This window comes from Bifidobacterium ramosum (assembly GCF_009299505.1).
Lineage (GTDB): Bacteria > Actinomycetota > Actinomycetes > Actinomycetales > Bifidobacteriaceae > Bifidobacterium > Bifidobacterium ramosum.
This window is the reverse complement of sequence record NZ_WBSM01000001.1, coordinates 320,189-346,010: the sequence shown is the minus strand read 5'-3', so window position 1 is coordinate 346,010 and position 25,822 is coordinate 320,189. Positions and strand designations below refer to the sequence as shown.

At 66.3% G+C, this 25,822-nt stretch carries 20 protein-coding genes; 5 read left to right on the top strand and 15 right to left on the bottom strand.

Going from position 1 to position 25,822, the window contains the following annotated elements; all coding sequences use genetic code 11:
* Window positions 1-38 precede the first annotated feature (38 nt).
* Entirely contained in the window at window positions 39-827 is a 789-nt protein-coding gene (locus DSM100688_RS01325) for a Fic family protein (protein ID WP_152357364.1), read from the top strand.
* Window positions 828-896: 69 nt separating this feature from the next.
* Here DSM100688_RS01325 and miaA read toward each other — a convergent pair whose 3' ends face one another.
* Together miaA and miaB are read right to left on the bottom strand one after the other, a co-directional pair.
* Window positions 897-1,880, bottom strand: coding sequence for a tRNA (adenosine(37)-N6)-dimethylallyltransferase MiaA (gene miaA / locus DSM100688_RS01320; protein ID WP_152357363.1), 984 nt, complete (start codon window positions 1,878-1,880; stop codon window positions 897-899).
* 80 nt (window positions 1,881-1,960) lie between these two features.
* On the bottom strand, window positions 1,961-3,424 hold the full coding sequence (gene miaB / locus DSM100688_RS01315) for a tRNA (N6-isopentenyl adenosine(37)-C2)-methylthiotransferase MiaB (protein WP_163146766.1): 1,464 nt from the start codon (window positions 3,422-3,424) through the stop codon (window positions 1,961-1,963).
* Between the two features lie 97 nt (window positions 3,425-3,521).
* Between miaB and DSM100688_RS01310 the strand changes: the two genes are divergently transcribed.
* Window positions 3,522-4,262 carry a GTP pyrophosphokinase gene (locus DSM100688_RS01310; protein ID WP_163146765.1) on the top strand — a complete coding sequence of 247 codons (741 nt, stop codon included), beginning with the start codon at window positions 3,522-3,524 and terminating at the stop codon, window positions 4,260-4,262.
* On the opposite strand, the gene DSM100688_RS01305 is transcribed toward DSM100688_RS01310, so the two are convergent.
* From DSM100688_RS01305 to DSM100688_RS01295, 3 genes are all read right to left on the bottom strand, one after another.
* Window positions 4,219-5,139 carry a DMT family transporter gene (locus DSM100688_RS01305; RefSeq protein ID WP_152357634.1) on the bottom strand — a complete coding sequence of 307 codons (921 nt, stop codon included), beginning with the start codon at window positions 5,137-5,139 and terminating at the stop codon, window positions 4,219-4,221. The two genes, DSM100688_RS01310 and DSM100688_RS01305, sit on opposite strands and share 44 nt — an antisense overlap.
* A 130-nt stretch (window positions 5,140-5,269) precedes the next feature.
* A complete protein-coding gene (locus tag DSM100688_RS01300; protein WP_152357361.1) occupies window positions 5,270-6,112 on the bottom strand; it encodes a Bax inhibitor-1/YccA family protein in 843 nt (280 codons plus the stop codon).
* A gap of 221 nt (window positions 6,113-6,333) precedes the next feature.
* Complete coding sequence (locus DSM100688_RS01295) at window positions 6,334-6,885, bottom strand: Ltp family lipoprotein (protein ID WP_152357360.1); 552 nt, start codon at window positions 6,883-6,885, stop codon at window positions 6,334-6,336.
* Between the two features lie 258 nt (window positions 6,886-7,143).
* On the opposite strand from DSM100688_RS01295, the gene DSM100688_RS01290 reads away from it, so the two are divergent.
* The 3 genes from DSM100688_RS01290 to DSM100688_RS01280 all read left to right on the top strand — a co-directional run bounded on the left by DSM100688_RS01290 (window position 7,144) and on the right by DSM100688_RS01280 (window position 10,394).
* Window positions 7,144-8,466, top strand: a complete 1,323-nt coding sequence (locus DSM100688_RS01290) for a sensor histidine kinase (RefSeq protein WP_152357633.1) — start codon at window positions 7,144-7,146, stop codon at window positions 8,464-8,466.
* A gap of 58 nt (window positions 8,467-8,524) precedes the next feature.
* The gene (locus DSM100688_RS01285) at window positions 8,525-9,238 is read left to right on the top strand and encodes a response regulator transcription factor (RefSeq protein WP_420837469.1); all 714 of its coding nucleotides are present in this window, start codon (window positions 8,525-8,527) and stop codon (window positions 9,236-9,238) included.
* A gap of 226 nt (window positions 9,239-9,464) precedes the next feature.
* Complete coding sequence (locus DSM100688_RS01280) at window positions 9,465-10,394, top strand: DUF559 domain-containing protein (RefSeq protein WP_152357358.1); 930 nt, start codon at window positions 9,465-9,467, stop codon at window positions 10,392-10,394.
* A gap of 111 nt (window positions 10,395-10,505) precedes the next feature.
* Here the strand turns inward: DSM100688_RS01280 and DSM100688_RS01275 are convergent, their stop codons facing one another.
* The 10 genes from DSM100688_RS01275 to DSM100688_RS01230 form a co-directional block, all read right to left on the bottom strand.
* Window positions 10,506-12,626: a GmrSD restriction endonuclease domain-containing protein gene (locus DSM100688_RS01275; protein ID WP_152357357.1), complete on the bottom strand. Its 2,121-nt coding sequence runs from the start codon at window positions 12,624-12,626 to the stop codon at window positions 10,506-10,508.
* A gap of 160 nt (window positions 12,627-12,786) precedes the next feature.
* Window positions 12,787-15,492 (bottom strand): aconitate hydratase AcnA, encoded by a 2,706-nt coding sequence (gene acnA / locus DSM100688_RS01270; protein ID WP_152357356.1) that lies wholly within the window; start codon window positions 15,490-15,492, stop codon window positions 12,787-12,789.
* 74 nt (window positions 15,493-15,566) lie between these two features.
* Complete coding sequence (locus tag DSM100688_RS01265) at window positions 15,567-18,047, bottom strand: cation-translocating P-type ATPase (RefSeq protein WP_152357355.1); 2,481 nt, start codon at window positions 18,045-18,047, stop codon at window positions 15,567-15,569.
* Between the two features lie 105 nt (window positions 18,048-18,152).
* Window positions 18,153-18,806, bottom strand: a complete 654-nt coding sequence (locus DSM100688_RS01260; protein ID WP_152357354.1) for a type 1 periplasmic-binding domain-containing protein — start codon at window positions 18,804-18,806, stop codon at window positions 18,153-18,155.
* A gap of 30 nt (window positions 18,807-18,836) precedes the next feature.
* Window positions 18,837-20,114 carry a class I SAM-dependent RNA methyltransferase gene (locus DSM100688_RS01255; protein ID WP_152357353.1) on the bottom strand — a complete coding sequence of 426 codons (1,278 nt, stop codon included), beginning with the start codon at window positions 20,112-20,114 and terminating at the stop codon, window positions 18,837-18,839.
* A gap of 77 nt (window positions 20,115-20,191) precedes the next feature.
* The gene (locus DSM100688_RS01250) at window positions 20,192-20,896 is read right to left on the bottom strand and encodes a DUF3159 domain-containing protein (protein WP_152357352.1); all 705 of its coding nucleotides are present in this window, start codon (window positions 20,894-20,896) and stop codon (window positions 20,192-20,194) included.
* A gap of 33 nt (window positions 20,897-20,929) precedes the next feature.
* On the bottom strand, window positions 20,930-21,766 hold the full coding sequence (locus DSM100688_RS01245; RefSeq protein ID WP_152357351.1) for a DUF3710 domain-containing protein: 837 nt from the start codon (window positions 21,764-21,766) through the stop codon (window positions 20,930-20,932).
* Between the two features lie 99 nt (window positions 21,767-21,865).
* Window positions 21,866-22,726, bottom strand: a complete 861-nt coding sequence (locus DSM100688_RS01240; protein ID WP_152357350.1) for an exodeoxyribonuclease III — start codon at window positions 22,724-22,726, stop codon at window positions 21,866-21,868.
* A gap of 77 nt (window positions 22,727-22,803) precedes the next feature.
* Complete coding sequence (locus DSM100688_RS01235; protein WP_152357349.1) at window positions 22,804-24,816, bottom strand: dipeptide ABC transporter ATP-binding protein; 2,013 nt, start codon at window positions 24,814-24,816, stop codon at window positions 22,804-22,806.
* A gap of 18 nt (window positions 24,817-24,834) precedes the next feature.
* Window positions 24,835-25,806 carry an ABC transporter permease gene (locus DSM100688_RS01230; RefSeq protein WP_152357348.1) on the bottom strand — a complete coding sequence of 324 codons (972 nt, stop codon included), beginning with the start codon at window positions 25,804-25,806 and terminating at the stop codon, window positions 24,835-24,837.
* Between the last annotated feature and the right edge of the window lie 16 nt (window positions 25,807-25,822).

The window sequence follows — 25,822 nt, the reverse complement described above, 5'->3', positions numbered from 1 at the left end:
GGTTCGTCGTTACGCCGCGCATCGGCTAGGATGGGCCTATGACTCCAGCTGAACGTGCGAGCGCAGTCGCATTTGCACTGAAGAACTGCGCGTTGGAAGCGATGCGGCCCGGCGATGCGACGATGCACGCCTTGGGACGGTACGAGCGCGGCGACATCGACGTGTCCGCGCTGATCGATGCGGCGGACGCCGAAACATCCGGCATCGTGGGAGGCCGGTTGGCCGATGGCAGTCTCGACGATCATGCCGCGGATCATGCGAGCAGCATCGTGGCGCGCACCGTGCTGCTGGTGGAACGTGGGTGGTCGCCGAGCGGGAATCTGGATGAGCTGACGGCGATCCATACCGGACTGTTCGAGGGCGTGTTCTCCGATGCGGGCCATCTGCGCACGGCGAACACGACGCGCGAGGTGACCAGCGACCGGGCACTCGCCAAGAACCCGGAGACGTTCTTTCCGGCGGCGCTCATCGAGACGGGCGCGTTGAACATCGCGACCGAACTGTCCGACAAGCGCAATCTGGTGGCGTTGGACCGCGACGTGTTCGTGCGCGAATTGGCCCATGTCTATGACGAGCTCGGCTATCTGCATCCGTTCAAGGGCGGCAATGCGATGACGCTGCGCATCTTCGCGTCGCGGCTCGCGCATGACGCCGGCTGGGATCTCGACTGGGGGCCGGTGAGCCGCGACGGATACAAGGCCGCGAAGCATGCGGCGTATCGCGGGGATATCGGCGGCTTCGAGCGGCTGTTCAGTGGAATCGTGCGCCCGGCGAATCCGACACGCACGTTTCTGATCGCCGGCTGGGAGCAGGGTCCCGCCCACTGACGGCTTCTCCCCTGTCCGTCGCCGGCATGGCTGGCTGAAACCATACCGGCCGCGCCGCGGGCATGATACTCAGCCGATGTCGCCGAGATGATGCTGCACGTACTCGTCGGCGTGCGCGTCGATCGGATCGTAGTCCCCCGCGTCCGCATGCGCGATGATCGCCATCGCGTTGTCGGTAAGGCTCGGGTTGAGCGCCTGCAGCCAGTGGATGCGCGGGTCGCGGCCGAACCAGCCCATCTGCTTGCGGGCGAGTCGCTTGGTCTTCTGCGCGATGTCCATGTACGTGTCGTCGAGGTCGGCGAGGCCGTCGAGATAGTCGATGACCTGCTGGTAGCCGAGCGCGCGGCTGGCCGTCATGCCGAGTCGCGGACGCAGCCGTTCGACCTCTTCGATGAACCCGCCGGTGAGCATCCGCTTGGTACGAATGTCGATACGTCGGTCGAGTTCCTCGCGTGGCAGGTCGAGGCCGATCTGCACGGTGGGAATCACATACCGGTAGCGTGGCAGGCTCGCCGAATACGGTTTGCCGGTCACTGCGATGACCTCGAGCGCGCGGATGGTGCGCCGTGGGTTGTGCGGGTCCATGCGGGCGGCCGCTTGCGGGTCCTTGACCTTAAGCTCGGCGAACAGTGCGCCGGCGCCTTCGGTCTTCTCGCGCTCCTCAAGCCGCCTGCGTACGTCGGGGTCGGTGCCGGGGAATGAGATGTCGTCGATCGCGGCGCGTGCGTACAGGCCGGAGCCGCCGACCATGATCGGTCGGATGCCCTGCGACTGCAGGTCGCGGATGCAGTCGCGCGCGAGCTGCTGGAACCGTGCGACCGACATCGCGTCGTCCGGTTCGATGACGTCGATGAGATGATGCCGGACCTCGGCCTGCTCCTCGGGCGTGGCCTTGGCGGTGCCGATGTCCATGCCGCGGTACATTTGGTAGGCGTCGGCGTTGACGATCTCGGCGTGCTCGCCGCGCGTCTCCAGCGCCTTGGCGATGGCGATGCCGAGGCCGGTCTTGCCCGATGCGGTGGGTCCGACGATCGAGACGACCCGTGGTGTCATGTGATCTTTCCCCTTACTGCTGTATGTGGCTCCACGCATGATGATGGCTCCCCTCGCTGAGGGGAGCCATGCCCATGATCTCAGTGACGCACCGAATACGTCTGGCCCTTGGCCGGATCGGGATCGGCGATGAGGTTGTGCCGTCCGGCGTGGGTGACGGTCGCGGTCACGAAATCACCGACCTCGGGCATCGGCTCGCCGTCGGGCACGCCGATATGCACGAGCACGCCGGTCCTCTCGCGGCCGGTCACGCGATGCGTGGCGGAATCCTTCTTGCCCGCCGCGCCGGTGATCATCACCTCGATATCGCGTCCTTCGAACTTCGCGAGCTCCTCGGCCGTGATCTGCTCCTGCAGCGCCACAAGCCGCTCGAACCGCTCCTGCACCACTTCGTGCGGCACCTGCTCCATCGCGGCGGCCGGCGTGCCGGGGCGCGGCGAGTATTCGAACGTGAACGCGGACGAGAACCGGGCCTCGCGCACCACGCGCATCGTCTCCTCGAAATCCTCGTCGGTCTCGCCGGGGAAGCCGACGATGATGTCGGTGGAGATCTGCGCGTCCGGCATGGCCTCGCGGATCCTGCCGAGGATGTCGAGGAACTTCGCGGAACGGTACGAGCGGCGCATCGCACGCAGGATGCGGTCGGAGCCGGACTGCAGCGGGAAGTGCAGCTGGTGCATGATGTTCGGCGTCTCGGCCATCGCGGCGATCACGTCGTCGGTGAACGCGGCCGGATGCGGCGACGTGAAGCGCACACGCTCCAGACCGTCGATCTCACCGCACGCACGCAGCAGCTTGCTGAACGCGTACCGGTCGCCGATGCCGTAGCCGAACGAGTTCACGTTCTGGCCGAGCAGCGTGACCTCCTTCGCGCCGTTGTCGACGCATTGGCGGATCTCGGCGAGGATGTCGCCGGGGCGACGGTCGTGCTCCTTGCCGCGCGTGGTCGGCACGATGCAGAACGTACACGTGTTGTTGCAGCCGATCGAGATCGACACCCAGCTCGAGACGCGCGAGGCACGCGCGGTCGGCAGCTGGCTCGGGAAATAGTCGAGCTTGTCGACCACATCAACCTGCGGTTCGCCGATCATGCGCGCCTGGTCGAGCAGCCGCGGCAGGGATCCGATGTTCTTCGTGCCGAACACCGCATCCACCCACGGGGCCTTCTTCGCGATCTTCTGCCGGTCGAGCTGGGCCATGCAGCCGCCGACCGCGATCTGCAGGTTTGGCCGTTCGCGCTTCATCTGCGCCCACAGGCCGATCGTGCCGTACATGCGTTCGGCCGCGTTCTCACGCACCGCGCACGTGTTCATGACGATCAGGTCGATGTCCTTGTCGATCACCTGCTCTTCGGTGGCCGGTACATAGCCGTCGGATTCGAGCACGCCGGCGATGCGTTCGGAATCGTGCACGTTCATCTGGCAGCCGAGCGTATGCACGTAGTACACGCCCTTGCCGCGGTTGGAGGTCTCGGCAACGCCGTCGCCCGCCGGTTCGGCCAGTTTCGAGGCACGCTCCGCCTCGGTCATCATGTCTTCATTCATAACCCACCATCGTAACGATTGCCCCCGCCAGCGCGACGCGACGGGCAGCAGGTCCCCCGACACAGGAATTTTTCAGTTCCTCCGCACACCGGCGGCTATGATATTGACCGTGATACTTGACCGACAGAGCCGCATCAACACGAACGATCTCAAAGCCAGGCTGAAGGCGCTGGGACATGCCGACGATCAGTTCCCCACCGAACAGATCACCGAATTCGTCGACCTCATGCAGGTCTACGAGGGCGCGATGTATGAGATCAGCACCAAACTCGAGATCCTCGACTCCGAATTCCAGGTGCGGTTCGCGCACGATCCGATCCATCACATGGAGCGTCGCCTCAAGTCGGTCAATTCGATCCTCGGCAAGTTGGAACGCAAGGGGCTGCCGCTCAACGTCACGTCGATCAAGGACAACCTGTTCGACGTCGCCGGCATTCGCGTGATCTGCAACTACCGCGACGACGTGTACTCCGTATCGAACTATCTGTCCGCGCAGAACGACATCTCCGTGCTGCGTGTCAAGGACTACATCAAGAATCCGAAGCAGAACGGCTACCGTTCGCTGCACGTGATCTACGCGGTGCCGGTGTTCCTGTCGTCCGGCGCGCACTACACGCCGGTCGAAGTGCAGTTCCGCACCATCGCGATGGACTACTGGGCGAGTCTCGAACACGCGCTGCGCTACAAGACCGACCTGCCGGATGCGAAGCTCAGCGAGCATTCGCAGACGCTGCTCGACTGCGCGCGGTCATTGCAGAACATCGAGACGCAGATGCAGAACATCCACCGCGACATCAACGGGGCTCCCCAGGTCGGCGAAGCGCCGAAAGCGGATTAGCGGGCAACTGGGCGAGCATCGTGCCGGCGAAGATGAGCGCACAGCCGAGATAGCCGCGCGGGGTCATGACCTCGCCGAGCAGCAGTGCACCGCCGACCACCGAGAAGAACGATTCGAGCGACATGACGAGGCTGGCCTGCGTCGGCGGCACCCACTGCTGGCCGACTACCTGCAACGTGTAGGCGATGCCCACCGAACCGATGCCGGCGTACAGCACGGCCTCCCACGACTGCATCGCGCCGGCCCAGTCGACCGATCCCTCGATCAGCGAACCGATCCAACTGAGCGCGGCCGTCGTCACGAACTGGCCGAACGAGAGCATCAGCGCGTCGATCTGCGAGCCGAGCGTGTCGATCACGAGAATATGCGCGGCGAACAGCACTGCGGTGAACAGCAGCAGCAGGTCGGCCAGTGTGAGCGAGCCGAACCCGTCGGTGACGCACAGGAAATAGAATCCGACGACCGCGACCACGACGGCAGCGATCGTCATGAGATGCACGCGCCGATGCAGGAACACGAACGCAAGCAACGGCACCATCACGATGTACAGCGCGGTGATGAACCCGGCGCGGCCGGCCGAGCGGCCATACAGGATGCCGTATTGCTGCAGGGTGCTTGCGGTGAACAGGAACACGCCGCAGATCGCGCCGACGACCGCGGGGTTGGCGAGCAGGCGTGCGGCCGGCGACGACTGCTGCGGCCGCTCGTCCGCGGCGACGTGTCGCGCCCGTCGCCAGAGCAGCAGCGGCACCAGCGAAACCGCACCGAGCGTGAACCGCGTCGCGTTGAAGAATAGCGGGGTCATCGAATCCATGCCCTGCACCTGGGAGACGAACGCGAACCCCCAGATCAGCGCGGTCAGCAGCAGGCACAGCAGCCCGATCAGTTCCTGTCTCTTCATGAGGCACCACCGTAGCGGCGCGCGCCGACGCCACGCAAAAGGCCCGGCCACATGGTGACCGAGCCTGTCGTCGGGCGCGAGACGAACGCGACGGGACGCCGCGTCGTCAGTCCCTGTTGCCGAACAGCTGCAGCAGATACATGAACATGTTCACGAAATCGAGATACAGGTTGAGCGCGCACACGACGGAGATCTTCCTGATCATCTCCGGGCCCTGCGCCTCATACGCGGCGAACAGGGCGCGCGTCTGCTGCGCGTCGTACATCGTCATGCCGGCGAAGATGATCAGACCGAGCGCGCACACGATCTGCGTCATGCCGCTGACCGGCAGGAACGCGAGGATGAGCTGCGAGACGATGAGCACGATCAGCGCGACCATGAGGATCGGACCGGCCTTGAGCATATCCATCTTCGTGGTCAGGCCGAACATGGTGAGCACGAAGAAGAACAGGGCGGTCATGCCGAGCGCGAGGCCGATCGAGCCGAGATCGTAGACCATGAAGATCGAGCTCAGGGTGAAGCCCATGAGCGCGGCGTACACGTAGAACATGACGCGGGCGGTGGACGCCTTGATGGTCATGATGCGCGCGCCGAGATACATGGCCATGCCGACCTGGATGATGACGAACAGCAGGATGCCCATCAGGCCGGTGGCCTGCAGGAATCCGATGTAGGCGCCGGTCATCTGCGCGACGACGGCGACGACGGCCGTGATGATCAGGCCGATCGTCATCTCGCCGTAGGCGCGGGTGACGGACGCGCGCTCCGCCTGCTGCACCTGCTCGTAGGAATAGGCCGCCTGCGCGTTCATCGCGGCGGCGCCGTTCGGGCCGTACGCGTACTGCGACTGGCCCTGCGCGTACGCGTATTGCGGCTGGCCATACTGCGGTTGGCCATTGACGTTGCCGTACTGGTTGTTGTTGCCTTGCGGCTGCTGGCCGAATGTCATGATGACTCCTTGGTTTGTTTCCGTCTCCTATCCTACGGGAGGTCACCTTGGAATTCCATGAGTTTCAGCCGGGAGCTTGGCGGTCGGGACGAGGGCGACACGCCGACGGGGTGATCACGACACGCGTGATGCGTTTCCGGGATCGGCCTTACGCCGCCATCGCCCGCAACGCATCGTGCGTGTCGTGATCAACCGCCCGGCGTGTCGCCGCAGACTCCCGCTCAGTCATTCAGATGTTCGATGGCGTAATCGGCCTCATCGGCGGTGAACCTCTCGCCGTGCTCGCTGACCAGCTGGTCCCGTATCGCCTCGGGCGACATCGCCATGTCGTTCTGATAGGTCTTCGCCTTGGCCAGCGCGTTCGCGTTCCAGTCGGCGTGCACGTTGTCGATGGCGTACTGCGCGGCCTCGGCGGAGAATTTGCCGCCGTATTCGCTGACCAGCTGGTCGTAGACGCCCTGCTTGGACATATGCATGACGTTGGCGTAGGTGTCGGCCTGGATGAGTGCGGACCGGTATTCCGCGGGAACCTTGGGTTCCTCCTGCTTCGCCGTGTCGTTCGACCGGTCCGTCGTATCGGACCGCTGGCTTTGGCTGGATGACGGCCGCTGCGTATCGGATGCCGACCGGCTGTCGTTGCCGTTCATGTTCGCGGCGACCGCGATGACGATGACGACGGCCGCGATCCAGAACCACCAGCGTTTCCAGATCGGCTTGCCGCCTGACCTCCGCGCGGGTCGGGCCGACGGCTGCTGCACGTTGGGAGCGGACATGATGTTCCTTCTTTCTCGTTTGTAGGTGACGTATTCGACGCTACAGAAGACGGCGTCGGGACGTCAGTGGACGAACGGTCATGGTTCGCTGCCCGTTCGGGCATCGGACGGATGCCATCGCCGCCCGCATGTCCAATGGTCGGCGAGCGGGCGGCGCAATACAGTGGGACCATGAGCTTTCCACGAATCGCATGGCCGCCCCGACCGTCCGATGATGACGAGGTACCCGTACGCACCCGTCGTTGGTGCACGGCGCTGATGATTCCCACGTCGGCGTTCATGTGCCTGACCCAGGTGTCGTTTACGGCGGAACGACTGGATCCGAGTCTCGGTCTTCTGTACCCGTGGTTGATGGTGAGCACCTTGATGACGTTGGCGTGGCCGTTCGTCCTGCTGAAACGGGGTGTGTATCCCGAACCGGTGTTCTGGATCTGTCTGGCGGTGGTACTTGTCTTCCCCTATGACCCGCTGCTCATGTTGATGGCGTTGACCGCACTGGTCGCCCGGCGTTCGGCGACCGTGCGCATCGTGCGCGCGGTCGCCGTGGCCGTGCCTGTGGCCGTCTGGGCGCAGGTGCGCGACGCGATGCGCCCGGCGGGCACCTCGTTCTGGCATGAGCTCTTCTCTGCACGATCCAGCGATGCGGCGCGTGTGACGACCAACGAGACAGCCATCGTGCTCACGGCCGTGGCGACCGGCCTGATCGGCGTCGCCGTCGCCACGCTGATCGGTCTGCACATCCGTTCGCGGGCACGGCTCACGCAGGCCGACGCGCAGACGCAGGCGGCGCAGCATCATGTGCGGCATCTGCAGCACGATCTCGACGATCAGAAGCTCGCGGACGCGATCGCCGCCGAGGCGCACGACACGCTCGCACATTCGCTGTCGCTGATCGCCCTGAATGCGAGCGCCCTGCAGGCCGAGGCGAACAGACTGGCCGCATCATCGCCCGATGACGATGCGGCGATCGGCGCGGACATCGCGTCCGTGGCGGCTAAGGCGGACGAAATCCGGCGGCAGGCCGCCGGCGCGCTGGACGAGGCGCATGCGATCATCGACATGCTGCGTCATCCGCAGCAGGCGTGGGAGCAGCTCGCGCCTACCGACGACACCGCGTTGACCCGTGAATCGTTGGATGCGCTGATCACGGATGCGCGGCAGGCCGGCGCACGGGTCAACACGTGGATCGATATCCGTCAGCTGGGCGATCTGGATGAGTCGATCGGCAAGGTCGCCTACCGGGCCATTCAGGAGAGTCTGACGAACGCGCTGCGCCATGCGGCGGGCATGCCGATATCGCTGGAGGTGACCGTCAGCCCGCAGACCGGCGTGCACGTCCACGCGAGCAATCCGGTGGCGCCGACGTCGCCACCCACCGCGATCACATCATCCGCTGATGCCGACCTGCACGCCGGCGACCCGGCGGCACCGGAAACGAGAATCGGTTCCGGACTGCCCGGGCTCACGGCACGGGTGCACGCCGTGGGCGGCTCATGCCGGTACGGCGTCGACGGGCGCGGCATGTTCCATGTCGATGTGGCATTGCCGTGGACGGCGACGGCATCCGGCGCCCGGTCGTGACCGTTCCCGCGGTCGACGACGTCGTCCGTTCATGTCCGGATACAATGAAGCCGTGAACATACGCGATCATGATCCCCGGTCATCGTCCGGCGTCGCCGGCGCACGCCCCGTCGTCACGGTGAGCATCGTCGACGACGATCCGATGGTCTGCCAGGCGATGCGACTGATATTGACGGATTATTCGAGCGGCGGCATCCACGTCGTCTCCACGTCGACCAACGGCTCGGAGGCGGTGGAACAGGCCTCGCGGGAGCATCCCGACGTGGTGCTGATGGACATCGCGATGCCCGGTGCGGACGGCATCGAGACGACTCGCCGGCTGCGGGCACTGCCGAGGCCGCCGCATGTGCTCATGCTGACGTCGCTGAATCCGTCGAACACGGTGGAGCGTGCGGTGGAGGCCGGTGCCGAAGGCTTCGTGTCGAAGACCGATGCGCCGCAGGAGATCATCCGCCGTGTGTTCGACGTATGCGACGGCGTCCCGCAGTTCAATACCGCGAGCCAGCGGCAGCTGATCGCCGATCTGGGTGCGCAGCGGCCGACCGCCCGACGCGACGAGGCGAGACGCCTGCTGGATTCGCTGCCCACGCGCGAACGCGAGACCGTGCTGCTGGCCGCGGAGGGATATACGAACGCGCAGATCGCCGCGCGCATGTTCATTTCGGAACGGACCGCGAAGGCGCATCTGTCGAGCGCGGCGAACAGGCTGAGCATGGGCCGCGTGCAGCTGGCACGTCTGGTGGAGCGGGCGGATCTGCCGATGATGCAGTGACCGGCGGGCTGGGCGGAGGCGACACGCCGACGGGGTGATCACGACACGCGTGATGCGTTTCCGGGATCGGCCTTGTGCCGCCATTGTCCACAACGCATCGTGCGTGTCGTGATCAACCGATCGGCGTGTCGCCCGAGATTCCGCCGCGACACGCCGATCGGATACCTTTCGACCACATGGTCCGAAAACCGCCCGGTCGCATCGGCGAACGCGATACGGTGCGATCATGTACGAAATATGGCAGGAGCCGCACGAACGACAGATCAACCGCCACGAGGCATGGCGGACGCAGCAGCGCACCGTGGACCGGTGCCTCGACGCCCAGCGCCGGCTCGGCTATGAGCCGGTCTTCGCCCTGACCACCGCATTGGGGCTGTTCGGCGTGCCCGCTCCCCCGGGCATCATGCTGGACGACGGCCCGCTGCACATGTGTCGCGGGCCGAACATGCCCCGGCGGCGCGTGCCGCTGGGGCTGCGGCAGCATCAGTGGCGGGCCGTGACCTCGCCGGGCGCCGTCACGCGGGTGTTCGGCATCCGCTGCACCACGCCGGCGGCGACCTTCGCCCATATCGCGCGATATGCGATGTTCGAATCCCTGATCATGCTCGCCGACCGGCTCTCCTGCCGGGATCCGCTGCTGCGGCGCGCCACCGGGCGGGAGCTGGCAGCGTTCCTGCAACGGCATGGCGGCCTGGCCGCGCGGGACACGGCGATCCGGGCGTTGCACCTGTCACGGGACGGCACCGACTCGCCGGCAGAGACCCGGCTGCGCAACGCGGCGCTGCAACGGGGGTTGCCCATGCCGGTCGTCAACCACGAGGTCGCCGTCGGATTCGAGACCAGCCGGTTCCTCGACATGGCGTATCCGCGGTTCGGCGTGGCGATGGAGTTCAATGGGCGGCATCATGCCGTGCAGGCGGAGCGCGACTCGACCAGGTTGAATGCGTTGGGTGCCCGGAACTGGCGGATCTTCCAGGCGTGGGGTTCGACGCTTGCGGACGAGCGGGCGTTGGATGAGTACTGCGACGATGTCAAGCGCGGATTGGAGGGTGCGGGAGCCTCGGGATTCATGAGGCCACGCATGGGATTATGGGAACTCGGCGACCGGAGACTGCATCTTGACGTGCTGTCGTCTCGCGACACGCCGAACGTCTGATCACGACACGCACGATGCGTTTCCGGGATCGGCCTCGCGCCGCCATCACCCGCAACACATCGTGCGTGTCGTGATCACCCCGCCGGCGTGTCGGCGCCCAACCATCCCGCCTCACCGCCGCAGCCGGTACTCCTGCCAGATGTCGCTGAGCTTGCGGCCGTCGGAGACGCGCTTCCACACGTCCAGTCCCCCGCCGCTGCGCCCGCCGGCGGCCCGTGCGGCCGCGGTCGGCGACGCGTACTCCGACCCATCCTCGAGCCGGAACCGTCCGTTGTCGGTCACGGTCGCCACCCAGCGTTCGCCCTTGCGCGGGCGCTCCCAGACCAGCGTCTCGCCGGGAATCAGCAGTCCGGCCTTCACCACCTGCGCGATGGTGACGCGCCGCGATCCGCGTCCCGCCCGCGTCGCAGCCGCACCACCGCCCTCGCCGGCGGCCAGTCCCTCGATGTCCTGCGCGGTCAGGTCGACGTGCCGTTCGTCGTACCGGATGTCCCAGTAGTCGGCGAGCAGCCGGATCGTCTCCTCCTGCCGGTGCCGGATCATCGCCGGCGTGCACGCGGTGAAGTCGGCCAGCTGCTGGGTCAGCGGGAACCGTTTCGAGTCCGGACGCAACAGCATGCGTTCACGACGCTGCCGGTAGTCGCCGATCCGGTCCAGCTGGTCCGCGCTCCCCTGCACGAGCGCCATGTTGCCCAGCCGATACATCCAGTAGTCGTGTTCGTCCTGCGTCCACTGCGCGAACGACGTCTCGTCGGCGATGTCCAGCGGCACGATCGGCAGTGCGCTGAGCCGCCGTGGCCGGGCGATCCGTCCGGAGGCCGCCTGTTCATTGGCACGGACGAGCAGCAACCGTACAAGATCGTCGTCGCCCTGCATCTCGCCGTGCAGACGGATCAGTGCGCCGGTGCGATCGTCGGGTTTGACGGACAACCCACGCACCAGCCGGACCGGATAGCCCTTGTCGAGATCGCGGATCGCGGCCGCCGCATGGCCGCGTCGCTCCAATGCCCCGGTACGGTTCAGCGTGTCGATGCCGGTCAGCCGTTCGAGTGCGGCGAACAGTTCGTCCAGCCGCTGCCGATCATGCAGACCGAGCGCCGATTCGTCGACCGCATCACGCCGCGTATGCGAGCCGCGCTGCACGAACGGCGACAGCCCGGGCTGGCCGAGGTTGCGGAACGAATGGACGAGCGCCCACATGGCGACCGGTTTCCATTCCCGGTTGCGGTAGTCGTTCAGCAGCTCGATGCGGTCACGCAGCCCCTCCGCCAGCACGGTGTCGCCGGGCTTGTCGAGGATGCGCCACGCCGTCGCGTACGGCGCGAGCACGCGGTCGATGAACGCCGGTACCGTGCCGCCCGCCACATGCGCCTGCAGCACGTCGGTCAGGAAGTCCTCGATGAGTTTGCCGGTGGCCGGTTTGTGGGTGAGGATCATGTGCAGTGCGGCGAAGAACTCCTCAGTGGCGCGCGCATCGTCGCCGAGCGGATCCATGATGTCGTCCCAGCGCGTCGCGTACGCGTCGAGCTCGACCGGACGCAGCCCCGACATGGCGCGCGCCTTGAACACGTCGGACGGGGTGAGCGGCAGACCGCGCATGTTCATCACGTCGAAGATGCGGTGCGCGCCGTCGAGGTCGTCGGTGGTGACGATGACGAGCGTGACGCCGTTGACGAGGTAGGAGGCGAAGCGGCGGCGTTCGTCGTCGGTGAACCGCGCGAGCGCGTCGTAGGTCTGCCGCGTGTTCACCATGATGTTGTGTTGCGCGGCGGATGACAGGTCGTCGTCGGACAGATCGAACAGCGCCTCGAGGTTGCCTTCCTGCACGTATTCGCGGAAGAACGCGGCGTCGCGGTCGCGCAGAACGAGCCGCGGCTCGTTGCGGATGCCGCGCAGTTTGTCGCCAGGTTCCACGATGAGCGCGTCGAGCAGACGCATCCACTCGGGATCCTGTTCGAGGTCGCGCAGGGCGGCGATGATGATCGACAGGGATACGAGACGCTGCTGGCCGTCGATGACCGCGTATTCGCCGGCGTCGGATTCGCGTACGAGGATGAGCGAGCCGAGGAAGTACGGAACGGCGGGAGATTTGCAGGCCTCGTCGAGGTCGGAGACGAGTTGGAGGATCTGCTCGGGTTTCCAGATGTAGGCGCGTTGGAACGAGGGGATGCGGAACCGATAATCCGCGGTGAACACCTTGCCCAGTGGTTGTTCCGTTGCGTTGATCGCCATGATTGCCCCCTTCGATTCGTGTCCACTACCAGCTTAGACACGCCGAGGGCCTGATCACGACACGCGTGATGCATTTTCCGGTTCGGCGGGATTCCGCCGTTGTATGGAATGCATCGTGCGTGTCGTGATCAGGCCCTCGGCGTGTCGCCGGTACCGTCGGTCACCGCATCAGGTTTCTCAGCACATACTGCAGGATGCCGCCGTTGCGGTAGTAGTCCGCCTCGCCGGGCGTGTCGATGCGCACGACCGCATCAAACTCGGTCGTGGATCCGTCGGCGTGCGTGGCGGTGACGTGCACGGTCTTTGGTGTCGCACCGTTGTTGAGCGCCTCGATGCCGTCGATGTCGTACGTTTCCGTGCCGTCAAGGCCGAGCGACGTGTAGCTTTCGCCGGCCGGGAACTGCAACGGCAGCACGCCCATGCCGATGAGATTGCTGCGGTGGATGCGCTCGAAACTTTCGGTGATCACTGCCTTCACGCCGAGCATGAGCGTGCCCTTGGCCGCCCAGTCGCGCGACGATCCGGTGCCGTACTCCTTGCCGGCGAGCACGACCAACGGAACACCGGCGGCCTTGTAGTTGAGCGACGCGTCGAAGATCGTGGACGGCTTGCCGGTGGTGAAGTCGTAGGTGAAGCCACCGGGCGTGACCTCGTTGCCGGTGGAGGCGAGCAGGAGGTTGCGCAGGCGGATGTTGCCGAACGTACCGCGCACCATGACCTCGTGGTTGCCGCGGCGCGAACCGTACGAGTTGAAGTCGCGCGGCTGCACGCCGCGTTCGGTCAGGTACTTGCCGGCCGGGCTGGACGCCTTGAACGCGCCCGCCGGGGAGATGTGGTCGGTGGTCACCGAGTCGCCAAGCAGGGCGAGCACACGGGCACCGTGGATGTCGGCGATCGGGTCCGGCACGGCCTTCATGCCGTCGAAGAACGTCTGGCGGCGCACATACGTGGACTTCGGATCCCATGCGAACAGCTCGCCTTCGGGCACGTCGAGGCCCTTCCAACGATGGTCGCCTTCGAACACGGAGGCGTAGTCCTTGAGGAACATCTCACGGCTCACGGTGCCGTTGACCACGGCGGCGACCTCCTCGTTGGTCGGCCAAATGTCCTTCAGATACACGTCATTGCCGTCGGGGTCCTTGCCGAGCGGCTGGGTCGCGAAGTCGAAGTCCATCGTGCCGGCGAGCGCGTACGCGATGACGAGCGGCGGCGAGGCGAGGTAGTTCATCTTGACGTCCGGGCTGATGCGGCCTTCGAAGTTACGGTTGCCGGAGAGCACCGCGGTGACGGTCAGGTCGTTCGCGTTGATCGCCTCGCTGATCTCCGGCAGCAGCGGACCGGAGTTGCCGATGCAGGTGGCGCAGCCGAAGCCGACGAGCTGGTAGCCGAGCCGGTCGAGATCGTCTTGCAGGCCGGCCGCTTTGAGGTAGTCGGCGACGACCTGCGAACCGGGGGCGAGTGAGGTCTTGACCCACGGCTTGGGGCTCAGTCCGCGGGCGACCGCGTTGCGGGCGATCAGGCCGGCGGCGATCATGACGGACGGGTTGGACGTGTTGGTGCACGACGTGATGGACGCGATCGCCACATCGCCGTTGGTGAGCTCGAAGTCGCCGCGGAAGTCGGTGGACACGGCGACCGGCTCCTTCACGGTCTTCGACGTTTCATAGGCGGGCAGCGTATCCTCGAACGTCCGCTTGGATTCGGACAGCACGATGCGGTCCTGCGGGCGCTTCGGTCCGGCGATCGACGGCACGACGGTCGACAGGTCGAGCTCCTCGTATTCGGAGTACTGCGGTTCGACGTAGTCCGGGTCGGACGCGTCGCCCCAGAGATGATTGGCCTTCGCATACGCTTCGACGAGCGCGACCTGCTCGTCGGAACGGCCGGTCAGGCGCAGGTAGTCGAGCGTGACCTGGTCGATCGGGAAGATGCCGCAGGTCGAGCCGAATTCAGGGCTCATGTTGCCGATGGTGGCGCGGTTGGCGAGCGGCACGGACGAGATGCCGTCGCCGTAGAATTCGACGAACTTGCCGACGACGCCGTGCTTACGCAGCATGTCGGTGATGGTGAGCACCACGTCGGTGGCGGTGACGCCTTCGGGGATGGTGCCGGTGAGCTTGAAGCCGACGACGCGCGGCACGAGCATGGAGATCGGCTGGCCGAGCATGGCGGCCTCGGCCTCGATGCCGCCGACGCCCCAGCCGAGCACGCCGAGGCCGTTTTCGGTGGTGGTGTGCGAGTCGGTGCCGACGCACGAGTCGAGATAGGCGAGCTGGCGGCCGTCGTCCAGACCGGAGGCCTTGGTCATGATGACCTTGGCGAGATACTCGATGTTGACCTGATGGATGATGCCGGTTCCCGGCGGCACGACACGGAAATTGCGGAACGCCTGCTGGCCCCAGCGCAGGAACTGGTAGCGTTCGCCGTTGCGCCGGTATTCGATGTCCATGTTCTGTTCGACCGCGTCGGCGACGCCGTACTTGTCGATCTGCACGGAGTGGTCGATGACCATGTCGGACTGGACCTGCGGGTTGATGACCTCGGGGTCTCCGCCGAGCTGCTTGACGGCGTCGCGCATGGTGGCGAGGTCGACGATGCACGGCACGCCGGTGAAGTCCTGCATGACGACACGGCTCGGCGTGAACTGGATCTCGTGGCTGGGCTCGGCGTTCGGATCCCAGTCGAGCAGCGCCTTGACGTGATCGTCGGTGATGTTCGCACCGTCGATGTTGCGTACGAGGTTCTCGACCAGCACCTTGAGCGAGTACGGCAGATGGTCGATGCCGGGCAGGTCGGCAATCGAATAGTAGTCATAGTCCGTGCCGTTCACGCTGAGCGTGGACAGCTGGTCGTCGCGTACGGACATATTCCCTCCGGCTTCTAGGACTGTAATCGGTAACGTCGCCGATTATCTGACGCCCAGAATACCGGCATGTTACCTCACCTCTGGCGTGTCGGCTTGCCATGTGAGATAATCCCCGCCGCCACGGCGACGATCACGTGGCACAGGGCGAACACGGCGGCCGACAGCAGCAACGCGACGGCGGTGGCGCTGATCTCGCGGCCGCCGGGCACCTCAAGCGCGAAGAAGTTCGCAACGAACGGAATGAACATGCCGATGACGCCGGCCGCCGCGAAGACGGCGACGAGGATGCCACGCCACGAGTTGAGCGGCTGCGCGACGCGGGCGAGGACCAGCACGCCGAGCACGAACACGATGATCGCGTTCGTGGCGCGCAGGCTGGTCAGATCGGCGGCGTTCTCGACGTTCCAGCCCATGACGTGCGGCAGCACCCACGACGCGCAGAGCACCGCAAGCGCGACCGCCGTGCCGCCGGGCAGGGCGAAACGGACGACGCGCCGCAGGAATCCGGGCAGGTAGCGGCGTGTGTTCGGTGCGAGCGCGAGGATGAACGCCGGCATGCCGATCGTGAGCGCGCCGATGTACGTGATGTGCCGGGGCAGATACGGGAACGGGATGGCGGTGAGCACCACGCCGAGCGAGATGAGCGCCGAATACACGGTCTTGACGAGGAACAGGCTGGCGACGCGTTCCATGTTGGCCATGACCTGTCGGCCGCGGGCGACCACATCGGGCAGATGACTGAATTTCGAGTCCACGAGCACGACCTGGGCGACGGCCTTGGTGGCGGGCGCCGCGTTGCCCATGGCGATACCGAGGTCGGCCTCCTTGATGGCGAGCGCGTCGTTGACGCCGTCGCCGGTCATCGCGACGACATGGCCGTCCACATGCAGCGCCTGGACGATGGCCTTTTTCTGGTCCGGCAGGACACGGCCGAGCACGTCGACGGTCTCGAGCGTGCGGGCGAGTTCGTCGATGTCGCTCGGCAGCTGTCGCGCGTCCATCGCGACGGGCGCGCGGTCGCCGGTCAGACGCACCTTGGCCGCGATCGCACCGACCGTGACCGGATTGTCGCCGGAGATGATGCGGCAGCGCACACCCTGCTCGCGGAACCATGCGAGCGTGGCCGCGGCGTCCGTGCGGATCCGTTCCGCGCACAGTACCAGCGCCATCGGCCTCGCCTGCGGATCGAGCGCCGGTTCCTCGGGATCGATCAGCGTCGCGGCGCGGGCGATCATGAGCACGCGGTTGCCGTCCGCGGCGAGCGCGTTCACCTGCGCAAGCATGCTCGCATGGTCCCCGTCGAGCGCACTCAGCAGCACTTCCGGCGCGCCCATGTACCACGTCGCCCCGTCGTCGTACCGCACCGCGCTCCACTTGCGTGCGCTCGAGAACGGCACGCGCGCCGCAACCGTCCCGGCCGTGAATCCCTTCCCGCGCAGTCCGGCGAGCACCGCCTGTCCGGTGCCGTTCGGCTGTTCCTCGTTCGCAAGGTCATACAGGGCCTGCGTGGCCACATGTTCGCCGTTGCCGGAATCATCGTTGCAACCTGTGCTATCCAGCATCACCACACGGTCGAACGCGATCCCGCCGTCGGTCACGGTGCCGGTCTTGTCGAGGTTCAGACAGTCCACGCGAGCCAATGTCTCCACCGACTCGAGCTCCTGCACGAGCGTGTCGTGCCGGGCCAGTCGCATGGCGGCGATCGCGAAGTTCAGCGACGTGAGCAGCACGAGTCCTTCCGGAATCATGCCGACCACGCCGGCCACGGCCGAGACGACCGCCTGCCGCCACGCGCCGGTCGAGATCGCGACCGACCATCCGCCGACGGTCTGCATCTGCGACCAGATGAGCAGCGCGCACAGCGGCACGACGAGGAATGTCATGAACTTGAGGATCGTGTTGATGCCCTTGTTGAGGTCGGACACGGTCTTCTTGTACACCTTGGCCTGCGCGGTGAGCCCCGCCGCGTAGCCGTGCTCGCCGACCGCGGTGACGCGGGTCAGGGCCATGCCGGAGACGACGGTCGAGCCGGAGTACACCGGGTCGCCGGCTCGTTTGCGCACGGTGCGCGATTCGCCGGTGAGCATCGATTCGTCGAGTTCGAGCCCGTACGTGTCCACGACCGCGGCGTCGGCGGGCACCTGGTCGCCGGCGCGCAGCCACAGCAGGTCGTCGAGCACGATGCCGTCGTGCGGCACGGTCTTGTCCCGTCCTTCACGATGGACGACATAGTCCGCGGCGACGAGGATGGACAGTTTGTCGAGCGTGCGTTTGGCCTTGAGTTCGGTGACGATGCCGATGCCGGTGTTGATGAGGATCACGAAGCCGAAGACCGCGTCCTTCCACGAACCGGTGGCGAGCACCATGACCATCGCGGCGAGGATGATGCCGTTGAACAGGGTGAACACGTTGGCGCGCACGATGTCGGCCACCGATCGCGACGTGGTGGTCTTCACCGTGTTGGCGAGGCCGCCGGCGACGCGTTCCGCGACCTGCTGTTCGGTCAGTCCGAGTTCGGTGGTGTGCGGCATGGTGGGGCTCGCGTTCGCGTTCATGCCCACCAGCCTACCGCGTGTGGCGGCCGGCCGACATCGTTCCGTGGACGGATGTCGACCCGCGGGGTCGCCGACGGTCGGATCAGCCGGTGCGAAAGCGGTCGGTTACGGTCGGATAAGCGGATCGTCGGCGACGGTGGAGACCATGATGTCGCGGTCGTGCGGCACATCGTCGATGATGTCGGCCAGCGCGGCGGCGACCGGCGTGGCGTCGGCGGCACGGTCGTTCACGGTGAGCGAGGCGGCATACAGCGTGTCGTCGGCCGGCAGGTTGACGGGGTTGAGCAGGGCGACGGGGATGCCGGCGGCGCGCGATTCGTTCAGGACCGCGGTCCAGGAGTCGGTGTGCGTGCCAGAGGCGTCCAACGCGTCGATGACGATGACGCTGGCGCGGCGGTCGATGAAGTCCTCGACGCTTTGCCTCATGGCGGCAGCGGTAGCAGCGTGCGCATCATCGTCGCCGTTGCCATTGTCGCCGGAGACATCGCCGACGGCCGCATACACGGCGTGCACATCGGCGCGCTGCAACGCGTCCAATACCATCCGGTCCATATCGGCAGTGCCGGACGCGCCGACGAGGCCGATCAGCATGTCCTGTTTGATCTCGCCGATATGCGCGACCTCGGGATCGACGTCCTGCGTGTCGCCGACGGCCCGGCCGACCGGTTCGCATGCGGCGAGCGACAGGCATGTGGCCGCGCAGGCCAGTACGGCGACGGCCCTGCGGACGAGGTGACGAGGGGGACGGTTGCTGCTCATACGCCCGATTGTACCGAAACGCGCGGTGGATCAGCGCCGGAACAGCGCGACCGTCTCGACGTGGTGGGTCATCGGGTAGATGTCGAACGCGCGCACGTCGGCAAGCCGGTAGCCGAGGCCGCGCAGCGTGCCGGCGTCGCGGCCGAGACTGGTCGGATCGCACGCGATGTAGATGATCGACTTCGCGCCGGAGGCGGCCATCTGACGGCACACCTTGGCGCGGGCGCCGGCGCGCGGCGGGTCGAGTACGATCAGGTCGGGCCGGCTCAGGTGTGCGGGCACGCGCATGAGAGTCTTCTCGACGTCGCCACAGCGCGCGTCCACGTCGGCCAGATCGAGATGGCGCAGGTTGCGTTGCGCGTTCTTCACCGCGACGCGCGCGCCTTCGACGCTGAGCATGCGGGTGCGCGGCGTGACGAGCGTGGCGAGTGGCAGCGTGAACAGGCCGGAGCCGGAATACAGGTCCCAGATGCAGGCTGACGGACGGTCGCCGATCTCCTGCTTGGCCAGATCGATGACGTGGTTGGCCAATGCGATCGGCGCCTGCCGGTGGATCTGCCAGAAACCGTTCGCGTCGACCGTGTATTCGAACGTGGTATCGCCGACGGTGACCTGTTCAGCGAGCGACGCGCTGCCGGAACGCAGTTCGCCGTCGACGAGCACGGCGTAGTTGTCGCCGACGGCCGCGATCGCATCGGCATCGCGCCGGTCGCCGCGCGGCTCGGGCACGGACAGGCGGATCTGCGCGCCGGGTTCGAAGCCGCCGTCCCACACGTGGTCGGCGTCGGCCACGGCGAGCAGGGACTTCGTGGCGAGCGGCATGGTGTCGAGCGCGACGCGGGCGTGCGATCCACGGCGGCGCATGGACGGACGGCCGTCGTCGTCGGCGATCATCTCGATGCGCGTGCGCCAGTGGAAGCCGCCGAGCGCCTCGTCGCCGTCGATGCGTTCGATAGGCACCGCGACCTCGACGTGGCCAAGCCGGCTGAGCTGCTCGGACACGGTGACGGCCTTCCACCGCAGCTGGCCGGGCAGGCTGACGTGCACGAGGTCCGCGCCGCCGACCCCGCCGCCCATGGCGAGCGGACCGGCGAGCAGCCATGCCGGGGGCACACGGTCCTCGCTTGCCTCGAGGACCTCGGCCACTTCGCCGGTCCAGAAGCGGTCGTCGCGGTCGTGCGGCTCGTCGAGGGTGACGCGCACGAGTTCGCCGGGCAGGGCGAACCTGACAAACACGACGCGTCCGTCGATATGGCCGACGCAGCGTCCCTGATCGGCGTATCGTTCGATGCGCACCTGAACGTCCATGGTGTCCTTTCCTTGGGTTGCTTCCCTCCCCCGATGGGAAGCCGGTGAAGATTGTTGTGTTCCGCCGATGATCGGCGTCAGGCTTCGTTGCCGTGCGCCGCGGCCTGATGGCGGTGCAGCGGCGTGGCGATGACCAGATACGAGACCCAGATGGCCAACGCCCAGAACGGGATGCCCATGAGCAGGCGCGCGGTGCCCAGCAGCGCGACACTGTCGGTCAGGTACAACGGCACCTGCACGAGCAGACGCAGCGCGAACACGCCGATCCACAGTGCGGTGACGGTCATGTACGCGCGCTTGAGGTCGCGGTCGCCCATCCAGTCGTCCAGCCATGCCTTGAAATGCTCGGTGGGCAGGGATCGGATGAACTCGACCACCAGACCGAGTCCGGGCACGCGCACGAGCAGCGAGATCGACAGCAGCACGAGATACACGGCGTTCGAGATGAATCCGAACATGTAGTAGTTGCGCGCCTCGTGGCTTTTCCACGCCCAGACCAGGCAGATGCCGACGGCGATGAGCCCGCTCAACGCGCCCATCGCGGACTGCCGTTGCACCAGTCGCGCCACCACCTGCACCACGGCCAGCGCCGCGGACACGGCGATGGTGAGGTTGAGGTTGCTGGTCGCGACAAACAGCACGACGAACACGACGCCGGGCAACATCGATTCGACGATGCCGCGCGGCCCGCCGATCGCCTCGATGACGGAAAAGTCACCGTCGTCGCCCGCGGCGGCGAGCGACGCCATGCCGGTGCGTGATTGCTTCTTGTCTTCGCTCATCGGCGTGCCGACCACGTTCCCGCAGCGCCGCCGTCAGCGGACTTCGGAGAACATCGGACCGCGCGACAGCGTGGTCTTGACCTCGACCTGCTGGTCGGAGTCGAACGGGCCGTCGGGCTTGTTCGGGATGTCCTTGAAATGCTCCTTGCCGTCCGTGGCTTCCGCTTCGGCGGCGGCGCGGGCGCGGCGCTCGGCCGGGGCGACCGGCGGGTGCATGGGGATGAGGTCACGAGGGGCGAGCGGTTCCTCGCCGCGTTCCACGACGATGTCGGCGAAGAACTTGTTGAGCGCGAGGGTCTCCGGATCGGTCGGATCGGTGGCGGCCTTGCCAGAGAAGATGCCGCGCAGCATCCAGCGCGGACCGTCCACGCCGACGATGCGCGTGTCGAGCACCTTGCCGCCCTTGAGGCTGACCGGCAGCTTGAGCTCGGTGCCGAACACGCCGGGCTGTTCGACGGCGGCCTTGTTGGCGTCGAGCAGGTCGGCGCGCACGTCGTCCCACAGGCCGAGGGTCTTCGGCGCGGCGAACGCCTCGATCTCGAGGCTGGACGAGCCGTAGGTGATGGTAGAGCCGAGGATCTGCTGGGTGGCGCGGTTCGCCTTGATGCGCAGCTGGATGCCCTGCAGGAACGGCAGGAAGTACGCGCCCAGATCGAGGTAGTCGTCGTAGTCGGGCACGTCCTCGTCGTTGGAGTCCCACGGACCGTAGGTCTCGCCACGGCCCTCGTATTCGCTCACGGCCTCGGTCGGGTAGGCCGGCTCCGCCTGCTCGTCGGCGACGTCCGCGGTCTCGTCCTTGGCGGCTTCGGCGGCCTGCTCAGCGGCGTCCTCGTCCTGATGCTTCTTCTTGCCGAATCCAAACAGTCCCATTGGTGTTCCTCATTTCCCTATACGGTTGACCTCGACTAGCGTATCACCATGCCTTGTGATTGGCTGGAAACACGGCGCGATGTCCCACGCGGCGGCGGTTCACACGTCGTACGTGATCGTCAGCGGCGCGTGGTCGGACCAGCGCAGGTCGTAGGTGGGCGCCTTGTCGATGACGAACCCGCGCGCGGTTTCGGCGAGTTCGGGCGTGGCGAATTGGTAGTCGAGCCGCCAGCCGACATTGTTGTCGAACGCGCGGCCGCGCTGGCTCCACCACGTGTACGGCCCCTGAATGTCGCCGGCGAGGTCGCGCATCACGTCCACGAACTCGCACTCCCCCAGCCACCGGTCGACGTATACACGCTCGGCGGGCAGGAAGCCGGCGTGCGTCTCGTTGGCCTTGGCGTTCTTGATGTCGAGCGGCGTGTGCGCGATGTTGAAGTCGCCGCACAGCACGGCCTGCCGTCCACCATGCGCCGCCTCGTCGCGCAACTGGCCGAGCCGGACGAGCATCTGATCGAGGAAACGGAACTTCTGGCTCATCTTCACCGGATCGTCGGCGTTGCCGGCGTGCACGTACACGCAGACGACGGTGATCTCGTATCCTTGCGGCGTGCGGATGTCGGTTTCGATCCAGCGTCCTGAGTCGACGTCCTCGTCGAGTCCGGGCAGGCCGTATCGTCGTGCGACGACCGGCAGGTCGGACAGCAGCGCGACGCCGGCGCGGCCTTTGACGCGGCAGATCTCGTTGGTCGCGTCAAGGTCGGCGGCGTCGCCGATCGCCCCGGCCTCGGCGTAGGCGTCCGCGAACCGGCCGACGATGCGGTCGATGTCGGGCTGCGGCGCACGCACCTCCTGCATGCACCAGACGTTCGGCGTGTTGCGCGCGGCCCAGTCGGCTATGCCCTTGCGTTCGGCGGCGCGGATGCCGTTGACGTTCGACGTGGTGATGGTGATGGTCATGCGGCTCATGATACACGTCGCGCAACAAAAAGGCGCCCCTTCACGAGAAGAGACGCCTGTCGATGGCCTATCGCGGATCAGTCGAGGCCGAGCTTGAGCTTGCCGCCCGGGATGGCGTCGAGCAGATCCTTGGTGTACTGCATCTTCGGATGCGCGAACACCTCGTCGGTGGTGGCATGCTCCACGAGCTTGCCGTGCTGCATCACCACGACCTCGTCGGCGATCTGGCGGACGACGGCCAGATCATGGGTGATGAACAGGTAGCTCAGGCCCTGCTCGGCCTGCAGGTCGTTGAGCAGGTGCAGCACCTGATCCTGCACAAGCACGTCGAGGGCGGACACGGCCTCGTCACACACGATCACGTCCGGGTTCAGGGCCATGGCTCGTGCGATGGCGATGCGCTGGCGCTGGCCGCCGGACAGCTCGTTCGGGTAGCGGGTCATCACGGATTCCGGCATCTCGACCATGTCGAGCAGTTCGCGCACGCGCTTCTGGCGGCTCTTCGCGTCGCCGATCTTGTGGATGCGCAGCGGCTCCTCGATCGAACGGTAGATCGAGTACATCGGGTCGAGCGAGCCGTACGGGTTCTGGAACACCGGCTGCACGTGGCGGCGGAAGTCGAGCAGCTCCTTGCCTTTGAAGCCGGCGATGTCCTTACCTTCGTAGGTCACGGTGCCGGCAGTCGGCTCGAGGAGCTTCAACACCATGTTCGCCACGGTGGACTTGCCCGAACCGGACTCGCCCACGATGGCCAGCGTGGTGCCGCGCTTGACGGAGAACGAGACGTCATCGACGGCCTTGAACATCTCCTTCTTGCGCGGGAGCTTGAACTCCTTGGTCAGGTGGTCGACCACGATGATGTCCTCGCTCTTCTCGAGCGTGGACTCGCCGACCACGTGGTGCTCGAGCAGCGCGTCCGCGTTCTCGCCGCGCTCGTGCGCGGAGATGATGCGCTGCGAGGCGAGCGACGGGGCCGCGGCCACGAGGCGTTTGGTGTACGGGTGCTGCGGGTGCTGGAGCACCTCGAGCGACGGGCCGGATTCAACGACCTGACCCTTGTACATCACGACGATGTGCTGGGCGCGTTCGGCGGCCAGACCCAGGTCGTGGGTGATGAACAGCACGGCGGTGCCCAGCGAATCAGTCAGATAGTGCAGATGGTCGAGGATCTTCTTCTGCACGGTCACGTCGAGCGCGGAAGTCGGCTCGTCGGCGATGAGCAGCTCCGGGCGGCAGGCGAGGCCGATGGCGATGAGCGCGCGCTGGCGCATGCCGCCGGAGAACTCGTGCGGGTACTGACGCGCACGAGTGGCCGCGTCGGGCAGGCCGGCCTCGGACAGCAGGCCGGCGATGCGGTCGTTGAGCGTGGAGCCGGTGACGTGCTTCTTGGCGACGACCCATGCGTCGTCGTCCTTCACGCCGGCCTTGATGAGGTCGTCAGCTACGCGCCAGCGGGTCTCGGAGCCCGGCACCCACGCGTCCTTGAACGCCTTCATGAACGCGTCGGCGCGTTCGCCGGTCACGCCGGCCTTGGTCAGCGCGTCCTTGGCCGCGTCGAGCAGGGCTGGCAGTTCGGCGGAGCCGATGAAGGTTTCGTCGTCGTTGGACTTGACGGCGACCTCATCGCCCGCGAGGGCTTTCGCCAACGCGGAGCGCTTCTCGTGCGCCACGTCCATGCCGTTGGCCTTGAGCGCCTCCTTGACCTGTGTGCCGATGCGGTACACCGGGTTGAGGTTGCTCATCGGGTCCTGCGGGACGAGGCCCATCTTGGTGCCGCGCAGCTTGTCGTACTCCTTGGGCTTCAAGCCGGCGATCTCCTGGCCGTCGAGCTTGATGGAGCCGCCGACGACCTTGCCGGTGCCCGGCAGCAGGCCGAGCACGGCCATGGCGGACGTGGACTTGCCGGAGCCGGACTCGCCCACGATGGCCACCCACTGGCCCGGATAGACGCTGAACGAGGCGTCGCGCACGGCGTGCACGGCGCGCTTGTCGTCGGTGGTGAAGTCGACCTTGAGGTCCTTGACCTCGAGCAGTGGGCCCTGGGCCTTCTGCATGGCGACGAGCTTTTCGTTGACGTTATTGGTTTCCATGTCGTTTATCCTTCACGCTCAGGCCGTACGGCTCTTCGGATCGAGCGCGTCCTTGACGGCGTCGCCCATCATGATGAAGCTCAGCACGGTGATGGCCAGCGCCACGGACGGGTAGAACAGCACCATCGGGTTGGTCATCAGGTTGGTCTGGGCCTGGGAGATGTCGCCGCCCCAGCTGACGGTGGTGGTCGGCAGGCCGATGCCGAGGAAGCTCAGCGTCGCCTCGGACACGATGTAGGAGCCGAGGGAGGTGGTGCCGATCACGATGATCGGTGCCATCGCGTTGGGGATGATGTGGCTGAACAGGTTGCGCATCGGCGTGGAGCCGAGCGCGGTGGAGGCGGTGTTGAACTCGAGGTTCTTGGCCTCCATGACCGAGCCGCGGGCGATACGCGCGGTGGACACCCAGCCGAAGAGGGCGAGCACGAGCACGACCTTCCAGATGGAGCTGGAGGTGCGGAACATCTGCAGCACGACGATGGCGCCGAGCAGGAACGGGATCGAGTAGAAGATGTCGATGATGCGGCTCAGCAGCGCGTCGACCCAGCCGCCGAAGAAGCCGGCGACCGCGCCGATGAGCGTGCCGACGAGCACGACGATCAGCGTGGACAGGATACCTACGGACAGCGAGGTGCGGGTGCCGTACACGGTGCGTGCGAACACGTCGCAGCCTTGGAAGTCGTAGCCGAACGGGTGGCCGGCCTCCGGGTCGCCGAGCGAGTTGTCGAGGTTGCAGTAGTTCGGGTCGATCTTCGTGAACACGCCCGGGAACAGGGCGACGAAGATGATGAAGACGATGAGGATGCCCGAGACGATGAACAGCGGGTTCTTGCGCAGCGTGCGCCACGCGTCGGCCCACATGCTGGTGGCGGGGGCGGATTCGTCGACCTTGTCGACGTCCTGCAGCGGCGTCTCGTCGAGCGGGGCGACGTAACGCTCCTGGCCGGGCAGGATCTCGGTCGCGGGGACAGTGTTGGTCGTGTCAGTCATGAGTTTCTCCTCCCCC

Bases quoted from the DNA above. Each gene is read 5' to 3' on its own strand.
- DSM100688_RS01325 (WP_152357364.1), top strand. From the start codon at position 39: ATGACTCCAGCTGAACGTGCGAGCGCAGTCGCATTTGCACTGAAGAAC.
- miaA (WP_152357363.1), bottom strand. From the start codon at position 1,880: ATGACACCACGGGTCGTCTCGATCGTCGGACCCACCGCATCGGGCAAG.
- miaB (WP_163146766.1), bottom strand. From the start codon at position 3,424: ATGAATGAAGACATGATGACCGAGGCGGAGCGTGCCTCGAAACTGGCC.
- DSM100688_RS01310 (WP_163146765.1), top strand. From the start codon at position 3,522: ATGATATTGACCGTGATACTTGACCGACAGAGCCGCATCAACACGAAC.
- DSM100688_RS01300 (WP_152357361.1), bottom strand. From the start codon at position 6,112: ATGACATTCGGCCAGCAGCCGCAAGGCAACAACAACCAGTACGGCAAC.
- DSM100688_RS01295 (WP_152357360.1), bottom strand. From the start codon at position 6,885: ATGTCCGCTCCCAACGTGCAGCAGCCGTCGGCCCGACCCGCGCGGAGG.
- DSM100688_RS01290 (WP_152357633.1), top strand. From the start codon at position 7,144: ATGATTCCCACGTCGGCGTTCATGTGCCTGACCCAGGTGTCGTTTACG.
- DSM100688_RS01280 (WP_152357358.1), top strand. From the start codon at position 9,465: ATGTACGAAATATGGCAGGAGCCGCACGAACGACAGATCAACCGCCAC.
- DSM100688_RS01275 (WP_152357357.1), bottom strand. From the start codon at position 12,626: ATGGCGATCAACGCAACGGAACAACCACTGGGCAAGGTGTTCACCGCG.
- acnA (WP_152357356.1), bottom strand. From the start codon at position 15,492: ATGTCCGTACGCGACGACCAGCTGTCCACGCTCAGCGTGAACGGCACG.
- DSM100688_RS01265 (WP_152357355.1), bottom strand. From the start codon at position 18,047: ATGAACGCGAACGCGAGCCCCACCATGCCGCACACCACCGAACTCGGA.
- DSM100688_RS01260 (WP_152357354.1), bottom strand. From the start codon at position 18,806: ATGAGCAGCAACCGTCCCCCTCGTCACCTCGTCCGCAGGGCCGTCGCC.
- DSM100688_RS01255 (WP_152357353.1), bottom strand. From the start codon at position 20,114: ATGGACGTTCAGGTGCGCATCGAACGATACGCCGATCAGGGACGCTGC.
- DSM100688_RS01250 (WP_152357352.1), bottom strand. From the start codon at position 20,896: ATGAGCGAAGACAAGAAGCAATCACGCACCGGCATGGCGTCGCTCGCC.
- DSM100688_RS01245 (WP_152357351.1), bottom strand. From the start codon at position 21,766: ATGGGACTGTTTGGATTCGGCAAGAAGAAGCATCAGGACGAGGACGCC.
- DSM100688_RS01240 (WP_152357350.1), bottom strand. From the start codon at position 22,726: ATGACCATCACCATCACCACGTCGAACGTCAACGGCATCCGCGCCGCC.
- DSM100688_RS01235 (WP_152357349.1), bottom strand. From the start codon at position 24,816: ATGGAAACCAATAACGTCAACGAAAAGCTCGTCGCCATGCAGAAGGCC.
- DSM100688_RS01230 (WP_152357348.1), bottom strand. From the start codon at position 25,806: ATGACTGACACGACCAACACTGTCCCCGCGACCGAGATCCTGCCCGGC.